A 13,220-nucleotide genomic window follows, 5' to 3' on the forward strand; every position below is an offset into this window, starting at 1 on the left:
CTGTGGAAGGGAGTGAGGCAGGGCCAGACGGCGGACCGAAGCGGGCGAGGCCAACACTCGAGGCCTACCCTGAGGGCAGGGCGGGGGGCGATCCAGAGGCAGGTGCGACACGTTGTCGCCCGTTCAGCGCCAGCACGCGGAGCCGATACAGGTGGGCATGGCGCTGCCCTACAACCGTCATCGGCAGCGGTAACACTGCGTCCTGCACATGGGCGCAGCGGCCCGCAAGCGACAGCCCGCGCAGCCAACAAGGCCCGCCGCAGGGCCTTCAGCGGGCCCGGCAAGCCCCTTGCGGACACTGGCCGGTTGCATCCATACGCCTGCGTAGCCAAGTGACGAAAGCCCTTGGTGCGCTACACTTTGCGGTCTAGAAATCTATACAACAGTCGCGCGCGTGCGTGCGGTTATGGGAGCGCTAATGAACTGGTTGAACGAGGTGCTGAACAACGACCCGAATCCTGTGGAAACCCAGGAGTGGATCGAGTCGTTGAAGGCCGTTATTGATGTCGAGGGCTCCGAGCGCGCGCATCAGCTGCTGGAAGGCATGGTGGAGCTTACCCGTCGTTCGGGCGCCTACCTGCCGTTCTCTCCCACCACCGAGTACGTCAATACCATCGAGCCGCAGCTCGAGGCCAAGAGCCCGGGCAATGCCGAGCTGGAATGGCGCATCCGTTCGATCATCCGCTGGAACGCGATGGCCACCGTGGTGCGCGCCAACCGCAAGCCGGGTGACCTGGGCGGCCACATCGCTTCGTTCGCCTCCGGCGCCACCCTGTACGACGTGGGCTTCAACCACTTCTGGCGCGCCCCGAGCGAAAACCACCCGGGCGACCTGCTGTTCATCCAGGGCCACAGCGCCCCGGGCATCTACGCGCGTTCCTTCCTGGAAGGCCGCATCAGCGAAGAGCAGCTGGACAAGTTCCGCATGGAAGTGGACGGCGGTGGCCTGTCCTCGTACCCGCACCCGTGGCTGATGCCGGAATACTGGCAGACCCCGACCGTGTCGATGGGCCTGGGCCCGCTGGCCGCCATCTACCAGGCGCAGTTCATGCGCTACCTGGAAAACCGTGGCCTGATCGAGAAGTCCGACCGCAAGGTGTGGTGCTTCATCGGCGACGGCGAGAGCGACGAGCCGGAAACCCTGGGTGCCATCGCCCTGGCCGGCCGTGAAGGCCTGGACAACCTGATCTTCGTGGTGAACTGCAACCTGCAGCGCCTGGACGGCCCGGTGCGCGGCAACGGCAAGATCATCCAGGAACTGGAAGGCGTGTTCCGCGGCGGCGGTTGGAACGTGATCAAGCTGCTGTGGGGCGGTTACTGGGATGCCCTGCTGGCCAAGGACAGCGACGGCGTCCTGAAGAAGCTGATGATGGAAACCGTCGACGGCGAATACCAGAACTGCAAGGCCTTCGGCGGCGCGTATACCCGCGAGCATTTCTTCGGCAAGTACCCGGAAACCGCTGCGATGGTCGCCGGCCTTTCCGACGACGACATCTGGCGCCTGAACCGTGGTGGCCACGACCCGCACAAGGTGTACGCCGCCTACCACCAGGCCGTGAACACCAAGGGCATGCCGACCGTCATCCTGGCCAAGACCGTGAAGGGTTACGGCATGGGCAGCGCCGGTGAGGCACTGAACCCGACCCACCAGACCAAGAAGCTGGACGACGAAGCGGTGCGCCACTTCCGCGACCGCTTCAACATTCCGGTGACCGACGCGCAGCTGGCCGACGGCCAGGTGCCGTTCTACCACCCGGGCCCGGATTCGCCGGAAGTGCAGTACCTGCAGGAACGCCGTGCCGCGCTGGGCGGTTACCTGCCGCAGCGCCGCCGCAAGGCCGACAAGACCTTCGTGGCGCCGAAGCTGGAAGCCTACGACCGCCTGCTGAAGAGCAGCGGCGAGCGCAGCTACTCCACCACCATGGCGTTCGTGCAGAGCCTGAACATCACCCTGCGTGACAAGGAACTGGGCCCGCACATCGTGCCGATCGTGGCCGACGAAGCCCGTACCTTCGGTATGGAAGGCCTGTTCCGCCAGATCGGCATCTACGCGCCGTTCGGCCAGAAGTACAAGCCGGTCGATGCCGACCAGCTGATGTTCTACCGCGAAGACCAGAGCGGCCAGGTGCTGCAGCAGGGCATCAGCGAGCCGGGCGCCATCGCCTCGTGGATGGCCGCCGGCACCAGCTACTCGGTCAGCAACGTGCCGATGCTGCCGTTCTACATCTACTACTCGATGTTCGGCTTCCAGCGCGTGGGCGACCTGGCCTGGCAGGCAGCGGACATGCGTACCCGCGGCTTCCTGCTGGGTGGCACCGCCGGCCGCACCACGCTGAACGGTGAAGGCCTGCAGCACGAAGATGGCTTCAGCCATCTGGTGGCCGGTGGCATCCCGAACGTGCGCAGCTACGACCCGACCTTCGGCTTCGAAGTGACCGTGGTGCTGCAGCACGGCACCAAGCGCATGATGGAAGACCAGGTGGACGAGTACTACTACGTCACCCTGATGAACGAGAACTACACCCACCCGGAAATGCCGGAAGGTGCCGCCGAGGGCATCATCAAGGGCATGTACCTGCTGACCGACGCCGGCAAGCCGAAGAAGGGCGAGCTGCGCGTGCAGCTGCTGGGTTCGGGCACCATCCTGCGCGAAGCCATTGCCGCGGCCGAGCTGCTGGACAAGGACTTCGGCGTGACCGCCGACATCTGGAGCTGCCCGAGCTTCAACGAACTGCGTCGCGATGGTTTCGACGTGGAACGTGCCAACCGTCTGCATCCGGAAGGTGAGCAGCGCAAGGCCTACGTGACCGAGCTGCTGGAAGGCCGCCAGGGCCCGGCGATTGCCGCCACCGACTACGTGCGTGCGTATGCGGACCAGATCCGTGCGTTCGTGCCGATGAGCTACACCGTGCTGGGTACGGATGGGTTTGGCCGTTCGGATACGCGGGCTAACCTGCGCCGGTTCTTTGAGGTTGACCGGTACTACATCGCCCATGCCGCGATTGCGGCGCTGGCGAAGGAAGGGAAGATGACCGCGAAGGATGTGGCCCGGGCGATCAAGCAGTACAAGATTGATCCGGAGAAGGCTAATCCTGTTGGGGTTTGATGTAGTCAATTAATTGACGTGAAAAGGGCGGCCATCGGTCGCCCTTTTTTGTTGCATCCCGTTCGCCTCTACGTGCAATATCAATTTCAACTAAATGGAGAGTGAAAAATGGAAAATAGTCAGCTTTGGGGCAGGGCATTAGGTGAGGTCGATGGAAAATCCTCGCCAGATCGCGAGCGACTTCGCCAGGCGCTGCTAAAGTTCCGCTCCAGGGTTGATGATCTTGTTTCCAGTATTAGTAGCGAACTTCCCGGACTTACTGTTCATGATGTAACACACCTTGATGGCTTATGGCACGTCGCGGATGAGGTTCTTGGGCAGGACTACCCAATAAATGCGGCAGAAGCCTTTGTGCTGGGCGGAGCGATACTCCTTCATGATTCCGCACATGCTGTCGCAGCTTATCCAGGCCGGCTATCTGAGATAAAAGCTGGCCCTGAATGGAGCGATTTTGTCTCGCTTCGGCTCATGGGAGTTGAGCCGGCGTGCGGGACCGAAGAAGAAAAGTACGCGATATTCAATGTATTGCGTGACCTCCATGCCAAGCAGGCCGAGAAGCTCCCGTGGGTCTCGTGGCAGGACTCCTCTGGCAATCAAGCGTACCTTTTGGAAGATGCAGAGCTGAGGGCATACTTTGGTGGCGCAATTGGTTTGGTCGCAGCTAGCCACCATTGGGATGCTGGAATTGTGCCCGAAAGACTCAAGCCTCTTTCATTGACTCCAGCAGGATTTCTAAAATCGACCAAATGGGAGGTTGATCTTCTGAAGTTGGCGATGATTCTAAGGATTATTGATGCTGCCCATATCGATGCGCAGCGTGCGCCATGGTTTCTCTTTGCACTCAAGAATCCGTCCGGAATATCAAAGAATCATTGGAAATTTCAGGGAAAGATTGGGCGCATTGTAAAAAATAGTGCGAATGAGCTTGTTGTTGCGGGCTCTCCGTTTAATGCGACTGAGCAAGCTGCATGGTGGCTTGCATATGACACTGCGACGATGATCGATGCGGAAATTAGGGAAAGTCAAAGAGTCTTGGCTGATTATTCTAGGCTAGCGCTGCCCTTGACGGGTGTTAGTGGTGTCCAGTCAACAGCGAGGTTCTCGCAAAGCCTTCCGGTCGATGGGTGGGTTCCAATCGATGTTCGCCCCAAGATTGGAGATGTCCCATCATTAATTGAAAGGTTGGGAGGTGCAGCTCTCTACGGAGATGATCCCGCCATTGCACTCCGAGAACTTCTCCAGAACTCCATTGACGCGTGCCACGCATACGAATGCATTGTGGCAAGAGGTGCCAGATTAATTGAGGTGATAGTCGAGGAAAGGTTCGACTCTGACGTGAAGATTTCCATTAGAGATAATGGCATTGGAATGAGTAAGCATGTTCTTACTCAGGTTCTAATGGATTTTGGGAAGTCTTTGTGGTCAAGTAGCGACGTGATGACTGAGCTGCCGGGGCTAGTTAGCTCAGGTTTCCAACTCGGGCGGAAAATTTGGAATCGGATTCTATTCGGTGTTTATGCTTGGGCATGAGGTTCGCGTAACAACCAGGCGATTCGAAAGGGTTGAATCCGACGCTAGTGAACAATGGATGCTCTGCTTCTCGGAAGGCCTAAGGTCCCGTCCATCACTACAGATTCCAGGCAAGGAAAATAAGCTTGCCTCATGTGGGACTGAAGTGTCCGTTGTATTGAGGCAAGGCATTTTTCAAAATATAATAAATCCATATGTATGGAGCCAGGATAAGGATAGTGTTCCGCCAAAGATGGCGCGTTTGATAAAAGGATTTGTTCCCGCATGCCCTTACGATGTTGATTTGGTGGTGGGTGGTCAGAGGCAAAGAGTTATTAATGGAGATGACTGGAAGGAGGTAGGGGATGCCGAGTTGTTATCTCGAGCCGATGAAAGGCCGATGAAGCTTTGGCCCGTATCGGATCGTGATGGCAAATTAGTTGGCCGCGTGAGACCTGCCGGTCTTCTTGACAGTGGCGCGGTCGGTGTGGTCAGAGGGGTTGCTGCTGCAACGCATGACGGCCTAAAGGGCTTGGTATTTGTAAGCGGAAACAATTCCGATGCCAAGCGTAGTCAAGCGATACCCTACAGTAATGTCGAGGATTGGCGGCGTTGGGCAATGCTGATCCTGTCCGATTCTGCAGATCTCGACTGCCAAGAAAGTATTGCCCTGCATCCATTGCTTCCACATGTCGACATGAAGGTTTGGATCATGCGTGGGGAAAATATAAGTTTGGAGCGGGTTAAGTCGAATATCAAAAAAATGAATGAGCTGGTCGTTCATTTTGGGGAGATCGAGCATGACGATGATGATGACATGGCGTCATGGCGGTTCGATCACGATTTCAAACTATATGATTCTGTTCTGCTCGCTCCCGATAATTATTACATTGATTGGGAAGATGATAGCGAGCGCGGATATCCCCGGCGAGGGCGGGTGGGAGCTTCCGCGTTTCCTTGGGTACTTGGGGTTCCAAAGATTAAGTATATGGAAATTCTTTGCGAGGCTATCGAGCAAGTTTGGGGTGCATTTACGGAGGAGGAAGAGGATTCTCATGTGGTCGGTACGGTGGACGGATCTAAAATAAGCAGGCCCTGCATTAGGTTTGTGCGAAGTGGATTATAATTTTCGATGAATCAGAGGCGGCAAGGGTGGCTGCTGAGCCCGGCGTTGGCGATCGACTGTGGCACGCGACAACTGCTTTCTTGGCTTTTTTCGCGAACGGGCACGGTCGGCACCGCCTCTGCCGCATTGGAGCTGGTCCTCATCACCCGCGACGGCGCAGTGGTGCGGCTACCCGCGTCCTTCCTACTGTGATCTGGCGGTGGCCTGGTGTTTACCACTCGGGATCACACGCGACTGGTGCGCAGCTATGGCCTGAGATGGGAGTTCATCACGCCACATTGCCAGCAGTAGAACGGCATGGTGGAGCGAGTGATCCGGACGCTGGAGAGGCAATGCGTGCACCGGCATCGTTTCGAGAGCCAGTTGCACACTACACGGGTGATTGCTGATTGGATCACCCTCTACAACCAACAGCGCCTTCATCAGGCGCTGAAAGTGAATGCCCAAGATGCCGCCTTTGTCGCTGCGTTCACCGCATGACCTGAGCAGAAAGCCGGTGGGTCATTACAAGCCTGCGCGTCTGCGGTCACCGCCTTTTCGCAGAGTATCCTTGATGACGTCTTTTTCGAAGACCTGCTCTTCCAATAGCTTATTAAAACGAGTGTTCTACGCCTCCAAGTCCTTAATCCGCGTGGCGTAGGGCACGCTCATGCCATCCAATTTGCTGCGCCGCAGATAGTACGAGGCCTCGCTGAAGCGATGTTGGTAGCAGAGGTCCTTGAGCGGCTTGCCAGCCATGGCTTCGCGCAGAAAGCCGGTGATCTGATTCTCGGGAAAGCCCTACTTCGCGTCCAATCTCCTTGTCATTGAGGATTGGACTCAAAACCGTTTCGCTACCCAATCTCGGTGGGGCACCAGGACCCAAGAGGCCATTGATGAACACTATGGCGTTCCGATACTGTTGTCGCAATTGGCCCATTCTCCAAATGGCCATCAAACAGCCGCTCGGAGCCTCATATGAAAGATCAGTTGCCAGGCCAAGAATCCCAAGGCCTAAGGGCCAAGCTTGGCACGATCCTCCGCACGTACAAGCAGGCCCGGTCTGAAGTCAGCTTTGGCGGAGAGAATGAAGTCGCCGAAGTCTTTCGGGAGCTAAAAGAGGCAATCGAGAGCCTTCCGACTGTTGCCGGCAACGAGCATCTAAAAGTGGTCGCGAGCTACGGCAAGGGCAACTGGGCAACGATCCCCTGGCTGTCAATCCTTGATCGACGAGAAACCACCACCACGCAGCGTGGGGTCTACGTGGTCTATCTCTTCAGCGAGGCAGGGGACGGGGTCTACCTTACTCTCGCCCAAGGAGTCACTGAGCTAGAGTCATTTCATCGGAAGGAGGCCGTCCGAAAGCTCAATGACCGTGCAGAAGGGGTAAGGGCCCTCATTCCCAGTCTCGCCGAAGCGGGCTTCGACTTCTCCGCAGGCATAGATCTCCGCTCCAAAGGCAGCAAGGCGCGCATGTATGAAGCGTCCACGATCGTGTCCAAGTACTACGGTGTGGACGAACTCCCCTCGGATGAATCGCTGATCGCGGATCTTGACGCTGCTCTGCAGGCTTACGGCACAGTCGTCGATGCTCACAAAGATCGGATGGCGCCACGACTTGATCGCCGCATTGCCCTCGTGGGGACCTGGCAGACAATTTCTCGGGACTACGGCTCTGTGCGAGAAGGCGTAGGCAGCAATGGAGGATGGGCTAGCGGCTGGACATTCAGGCTCCGAGAAGGTGTCCGTGACGAGCTTTCAAGCGGCTTCACGCTCTACATAAATGGTGGCAGGCGGCAGATCGTCGCGAAGGCCCGCGTCGGGGCGCTCCGCTGCGCGCCGTCTGCGGACGGGATGGCCAATCCATGGCCCTCCCTACCAGGGACCTACGATGAAGGAAACCGCTTCAACGATAGCGCCAATGGCGCGTATAAAACATGGTTCAAGCTCGAGGCCATCGAGTTCATTGAGCCATTCCCAGTAGAAGAGTTGGAATTGGTCGATGGGTTCTCCACCTCTAACAGCGTGGTGAACCAAAACGCATTTGGTTACGTGTACGAGCGCCTCAAAGATTCATGGCTCAGAGTCGATGAAAGCCAGGAAGCTGCTGGCGTGGACGGGTCAAGCAGTTCAACCGAGCTCGAGGTCGATCTAGACATGTCTTGGTTGGTGGCTGAGACACTCCTCGCCGAAGAAGCGCTTGGCAGCATGATCGATTGTCTGCGCGGGAGCCAGCCGCAGCTGATTCTGGCCGGTCCACCCGGCACCAGTAAAACCTGGGTGGCCCAGAAGCTAGCAACCTACCTAACCAGCGGTCGTAAGGGGGCGGTGCGACTGGTCCAGTTCCATCCTAGCTACACGTATGAGGCCTTCATCGAGGGTTTGCGTCCAGTGGCAGGTCCTTCAGGCGTTTCGTTTGACGTGACGGCCGGCGTAGTGCTGCAGGTAGTGCGTGATATGCGCAAGGCAGGACATCTCAACGATCCGGACCACCCCTACGTCATCATCATGGATGAGGCAAATCGGGCAAATCTCCCAAGGGTTATGGGGGAGCTTTTGTATCTTCTTGAGTATCGGGACCAGGCAATCAGTCTGCAGCTCTCCAAAGAGTTCAAGCTGCCTTCCAACCTGGTGTTCATCGCCACGATGAACACTGCCGATCGCAGCATTCGTTCCATAGACGCGGCGATGCGGCGCCGCTTCGAAATTTTCGAGCTTGCCCCCGATGCCGATGTGTTGGAGCGCTACTTCAACTCAATAGCTCTTCCGTCAGAAGTCGTAATTGAAGGGCTGTCCAGGCTCAATGAACATCTCACTAGGGACTTGGATCGACACCACACCATCGGCCATTCCTTCTTCATGCGCAAAGACATGTCCCCAAAAGTTCTACGGGAAGTTTGGATGCGAAAGTTATTGCCCCTCATTGAGGAGTACTACTACGATCAGCCGGACGGCATGGGCGCCCTAAGCGTTAACCAGCTGTGGCCTGATTATGCTGACTGAAGTGGTTCTCGAAGAGAATCGAGAAAAGCCCGTTCGCTTATCAGATCATCAAGTTCAGGCGTTAGAGGAAATCGGTCGTCGGATGGCTGGGCGCCTAAACTGGTGGGGCTCAAAGTCTAAAGCGAATACCGGCGGTAGCGGTAACCCGGATGAACAAGCGTCAGTGGTTAGCGTCGGGTATCGGCCGAATGGCACGCACCTATTGAAATTTAGGAACGTAGTGGGTGTGGTTCGCCTGGGTGACTTACAGCTCCAGGTTGTGCCCAAGATCCCGCTGAGCCACTTCTGCCACCTCATGGGGAAGTCTGAGGTGGCTCCGAGAGTGGATGATTCGCCAGCTCGCGTCGGCAGCTCGCAAGATTTGCGTGAACTGGTCTGTGGATGGCTGCTCGCGGAAGCTGAGCGAGTGGTGCGGCTTGGGCTGCATAGGGACTACAGCGAGTACGAGGAGGAGCTATCTGAGGTGAGAGGCTCCGTACAGCCAGTCCCCACGGTTCTGGCGAACCTCTCTGGTCGAGTCGCGGTTCATTGTAGCTATTCAGAGCTGGACGAAGATGCAGCGATCAATCGGCTAATGAAGGCGAGCTGTGCTGCTCTTGCTTCGGACTCGACTATCGACGCGAACCAGAGGCGGCGCGCGCGCCGTCTCGTTTTGACGATGGGACCTGTGGGTGTGCTGCGTGAATCCGATTGGCGATTCCAAACCACACGTTTACATGCGCGCTATTCAAGGGTACTGCCGCTTGCCAAGCTAGTTCTGGCGTCGCGAGGAGCCTCCATGGAAGCGGGCAATGTCGTGGGGACCTGCTTTTTGGTCCCAACGCCGGGCATAGTGGAGAGCGGTTTACGCAATATCCTCGCAAATGCGCTTTCGCCGATTGATGTGAGGAAGCGAGGGCTCCGCCTAACGGAGGGTGGAATCACGCTCAATCCCGACCTCGTCGTGGATGGAGGTCGCATCGTGGGAGACGTCAAGTACAAATACTTCGGGGGTGACTGGGACCGTGCGAGCTTCAATCAGATCGTAGCATTCGCATCTGGCTTTGAAGCAGAGAGAGGATTCATCGTGGGCTTCAGGCACAGGGAGGATGGCTTGGTACCCTCGCCGGCCGCAATCGGCAAGATTCGGGTGAGGAAGTTTGCGTGGGTGGCGTCAGATGGGACAGATCCTTTGCTGAGCGAAAGCGCGCTCGCTGAAGAGATCCGAACTTGGATCGGCATGTAAGCCTATGAGTTGAACCGCGCCAAGTTTCTATTTCTGGTGCCACAGGGACCGGAATGGGCCCATCCGATTCAAGTCGTAGTCCTCATCAGAAACCAGGACCAGACCTGATTGGTTGATTCCGGCCGAGGTAGCGGTTGGCGCTCGCCGAGCAGAGCTTTTCTCCGCTTGCACCGACGCACTGGTCTGGCACGAGGCGGCTGCTCCAGCGGAGGAGAAGGGGCTGAGCGCAAAGTGTCTTGTGGGCCCGGCTTGTGAGACCAATGATGAGCAACTGCGACGAGGAATTATCCACCAGTAGAGTGGGCTCGCTACGACAATTGAGCTCGAAGTAGCTGTTCCCAGAAAGTCCCCAATCCAAGTCCGCATTTCCTGCGGCTAGACGCAAAGCGTCCTCGCGCATCACTGCGAACTCAGTGGCAGAGACCTTGGGGTAGGTCCTCAGCTCCAGCTCACCTTTGGGCAGATAGAGGTGGGTCAGCGCAGTACCCAAAATCACTGCCATGTAGACAACAGCGTACATCAGAGACTTCATTGGAAGTCCTGTAGATCGAGAGCGAACAGAGAATGGGCCGCGACGGCAGCCCGCAAGTTAGTACTTGAAGATCAAGCCTTGGGCGCTACTCCCGCACCTGCAACCGCTCAATAGCCTGCGCAGTCAACGCCACACACGCCATCTTCAACCCCTCCATCACCCGATCCCCCAGGTACTCCTCGGGCGCGCCGTTCTGCCGAGTCCGCTCCGCAGCCAGCATCAGCTCCGCCACTACACGTAGCCCCGCCAGCGCGCAATCCGCATCCGCCAGCTGAAGACACCGCCCAGGCAGTTGATGCCGCTCCGGCCAAGGCTGGCCGTCCGCAGCAGCACCGGTGCCGATGCGGCGTAGCGTAGCGACAAAGGCGTTGGGATCGACGGACGGTTCGCGCTCGGCTTCGGCGTTGTCCGGATCGTACTGCGCGTGCAGGGAACGGAAGTCCGATGTGTTCATGGCAATGCTCCGTACAGGACAGATAGCAGCGCCACCGATAAAGGTGGCGGACGGTGCGGGCTCGAAAACCGGTATGTACCAGACCGGCGGATCCGAAGATCCCCACGCACCGCCCGCCATGGAACGCGAACGGATTGCCAGCCGGCGCCACACAAAAGGTGACGCCGGCCGGCAAGCGCATACATCTGGTACAGAGACGGGTTTTCGAGTCCCGCGCCACCCTTTTCCGGTGGCATGCCAAGGTGTACTCGCATGATTGCGAGATGCCAAGAAACCGTAGGCCCCAGGGGCCGCAAATGCTGACGCTTACGGCATTGTTGCATGGCGCGCGCGTGGCAGAACCCTTGCGGTGCAGTGGTTTCGGCCGGTGTTAAGTTGCCGCCCGAATGCGCATTGAAAAGCACGGTTTGCAGAGGGTCAGGGTCTCAAAAGCGACAGTCCGCCCGCAGGTCTGAGATCCGAAGCGTGCTGATTGCGACGCAACTTAACTTTGCAGCGCCACGCCCGGTCGTGGCCACAGCGCATCGTCGCGCTCCAGGTCGTAGTCGCTGCCGAAGGCCAGGGCTGCTTCGCGTGGAGGAAGGTCTGCGTAGCAGCCCAGCAGGTACTCATCCATGCCGGCATCGCTGTGGCCGATGGCGAACAGGTGGAGGAGTTCCTTGTCGAAGGCCTCCAGCCATGTGGGGTCGATCTTGGTCATGGTTATCCTCCAGAGAGGGAAGGGAGGATGCCTGGAGTGCGTCTCAAGACGTGGGACGCGTGCTTGATTGGCTTCCGAATCTCGCAGTGATCTGATTGCACGAGGCGCAAGGTCGGGGTAGAACGGGGCAGACTCGCTACGGCGCATCATAGCTAAAGAAGGCGAAAAAGCATGGAAGCATTGAAGTCGAACCAGCCTGTTCCTGGCGAGTACTTCCTCTTGATGCCTGATACCACGCGTGGGGGAAAGGGGCACGGCGTTGTGTTCGAGAACGCAAAGCGGCTCCGCACCCCACCGCGCCTGATCCTGCGACCCGAAGAAGGGGGATTCCCGCCCATGGCGGAGAAGCCGCTGCTGGTCTACTCAGCAAAGAAGGGGAGCCTCCCGGAGGATCTGGAGGGGGGCATGAGTGGCTACTGGATGGTCTCCGAACGATTACGCGGTGCTCTTGTGTCTGTAGATCCGGCTGGCTTCGAGTTTGTAGAGTGTGACTATCGCCTTGCCGATGGATCCAAGGGCCCGCGGTACTTCCTGTGTGATGTAACCCGTGAGCTCGATGCGGTGGACGAAGAAGCCTCGAAACTTCGGATCATCACTGACGCAGGCTATCGAGGTGGGAAGTTCTACGACCTTAGGGGCGGAGCCAGTCTGGCGTTCCGCAAGCAGGTCATCGGTCAAGCCAGAATATTCCGGACGCCTTACTCGGGAAGCCTCGTCTTCTGCGACAGAGAGCTCCGCGACGCTGTGTGGAACGCTGGAATCGGTAGGCCGCGCGTATCCCGGGGCCTCTGGGTCACAGACGCGGCCAGCATCTGAGTCAGAGCTCTGAGGATCGTACCCTTGGATGCCTTCTGGATTCGCTTCAACTGCTTACGAGGAATCTCGATTCACATTTACAGCGTGAGATGATAAGCATGGGATCAACTTCCACCCACCAGCCGCGCAAGGGCGAGTTCTTCAAGCTACGACCGGATGCTACCCGTGGAGGAAAGGGTCACGGGGTGGTCTTTGATAACGAGGATGCGTTGCTTGCGACTCCCAGGCTGATCCTCTTACCCGAGGCCGGTGGCTTCCCTCCACTGCGTGAAACCCCGCGCTTGGTCTATCGGGAGCGGCAGGGTGTCCCTCCACAGGACCTGGAAGGCGGGTTGAGCGGCTACTGGCTGGTCTCCGAGCGTTTGCGCCAGGTCATGGAAGAGATTGACCCTGGCGCGTTCGCGTTCGCTGATACCGACTATCGCTTGGAGGACGGTTCAAAGGGACCAACCTACTTCCTTTGCGACGTGGTCCACACGCTGGATGCCTTGGATGAGGAAGCCTCCCAGCTCAACATCGTGATCAGCGATGAGTACAAGGCAGGGAAATATTATCGCCTGACCGGTGATATCCGGTTGGCGTTCAATCGCGAAGTGCTGGGTTCGGCTCACGTGTTCAGATTGCCGTTCCATGTCGGGGTATTCTGCGACCGAACGTTCAAAGATGCGGTGGAAGCTGCCGGCATCGTCACGGCCAAGAGATCCAACGGACTCTGGTTTGAAGATGTGGTGAACTGCTGAGTCGGTCCCACCGGCGCCAACCTCGCGACC

Annotated in this window: 11 protein-coding genes and 1 pseudogene; 8 read left to right on the forward strand and 4 right to left on the reverse strand. The window is 58.0% G+C overall.

Annotated elements, in window-relative coordinates; translation table 11 throughout:
- Positions 1-418: 418 nt before the first annotated feature.
- The 4 genes from aceE to ACZK33_RS02035 all read left to right on the forward strand — a co-directional run bounded on the left by aceE (position 419) and on the right by ACZK33_RS02035 (position 6,221).
- Entirely contained in the window at positions 419-3,106 is a 2,688-nt protein-coding gene (gene aceE / locus ACZK33_RS02020) for a pyruvate dehydrogenase (acetyl-transferring), homodimeric type (RefSeq protein ID WP_423174658.1), read from the forward strand.
- Positions 3,107-3,214: 108 nt separating this feature from the next.
- Positions 3,215-4,636 carry an HD domain-containing protein gene (locus ACZK33_RS02025; RefSeq protein ID WP_423174657.1) on the forward strand — a complete coding sequence of 474 codons (1,422 nt, stop codon included), beginning with the start codon at positions 3,215-3,217 and terminating at the stop codon, positions 4,634-4,636.
- Between the two features lie 145 nt (positions 4,637-4,781).
- Positions 4,782-5,741 carry a hypothetical protein gene (locus ACZK33_RS02030; protein ID WP_423174656.1) on the forward strand — a complete coding sequence of 320 codons (960 nt, stop codon included), beginning with the start codon at positions 4,782-4,784 and terminating at the stop codon, positions 5,739-5,741.
- A 309-nt stretch (positions 5,742-6,050) separates the two neighbouring features.
- Positions 6,051-6,221, forward strand: coding sequence for an integrase core domain-containing protein (locus ACZK33_RS02035; protein ID WP_478454049.1), 171 nt, complete (start codon positions 6,051-6,053; stop codon positions 6,219-6,221).
- A gap of 54 nt (positions 6,222-6,275) precedes the next feature.
- Here ACZK33_RS02035 and ACZK33_RS02040 read toward each other — a convergent pair.
- Positions 6,276-6,479 (reverse strand): annotated as a pseudogene (locus tag ACZK33_RS02040) (IS3 family transposase); the annotation flags it as partial.
- Positions 6,480-6,698: 219 nt separating this feature from the next.
- Here ACZK33_RS02040 and ACZK33_RS02045 point away from each other — a divergent pair.
- Positions 6,699-8,723: an MrcB family domain-containing protein gene (locus ACZK33_RS02045; protein WP_423174654.1), complete on the forward strand. Its 2,025-nt coding sequence runs from the start codon at positions 6,699-6,701 to the stop codon at positions 8,721-8,723.
- An 82-nt stretch (positions 8,724-8,805) separates the two neighbouring features.
- On the forward strand, positions 8,806-9,948 hold the full coding sequence (locus ACZK33_RS02050) for a 5-methylcytosine restriction system specificity protein McrC (RefSeq protein ID WP_478455059.1): 1,143 nt from the start codon (positions 8,806-8,808) through the stop codon (positions 9,946-9,948).
- 85 nt (positions 9,949-10,033) lie between these two features.
- On the opposite strand, the gene ACZK33_RS02055 is transcribed toward ACZK33_RS02050, so the two are convergent.
- From ACZK33_RS02055 to ACZK33_RS02065, 3 genes are all read right to left on the reverse strand, one after another.
- Complete coding sequence (locus tag ACZK33_RS02055) at positions 10,034-10,468, reverse strand: hypothetical protein (RefSeq protein WP_423174652.1); 435 nt, start codon at positions 10,466-10,468, stop codon at positions 10,034-10,036.
- Positions 10,469-10,565: 97 nt separating this feature from the next.
- The gene (locus ACZK33_RS02060) at positions 10,566-10,934 is read right to left on the reverse strand and encodes a hypothetical protein (protein WP_423174651.1); all 369 of its coding nucleotides are present in this window, start codon (positions 10,932-10,934) and stop codon (positions 10,566-10,568) included.
- Positions 10,935-11,418: 484 nt separating this feature from the next.
- Entirely contained in the window at positions 11,419-11,634 is a 216-nt protein-coding gene (locus ACZK33_RS02065) for a hypothetical protein (protein WP_423174650.1), read from the reverse strand.
- Positions 11,635-11,805: 171 nt separating this feature from the next.
- On the opposite strand from ACZK33_RS02065, the gene ACZK33_RS02070 reads away from it, so the two are divergent.
- Complete coding sequence (locus ACZK33_RS02070; RefSeq protein WP_423174649.1) at positions 11,806-12,450, forward strand: DUF1629 domain-containing protein; 645 nt, start codon at positions 11,806-11,808, stop codon at positions 12,448-12,450.
- Between the two features lie 98 nt (positions 12,451-12,548).
- Positions 12,549-13,190, forward strand: a complete 642-nt coding sequence (locus ACZK33_RS02075; RefSeq protein ID WP_423174648.1) for a DUF1629 domain-containing protein — start codon at positions 12,549-12,551, stop codon at positions 13,188-13,190.
- The last annotated feature ends 30 nt before the right edge of the window (positions 13,191-13,220 follow it).

The organism is Stenotrophomonas sp. 86156_Sma (assembly GCF_056481625.1).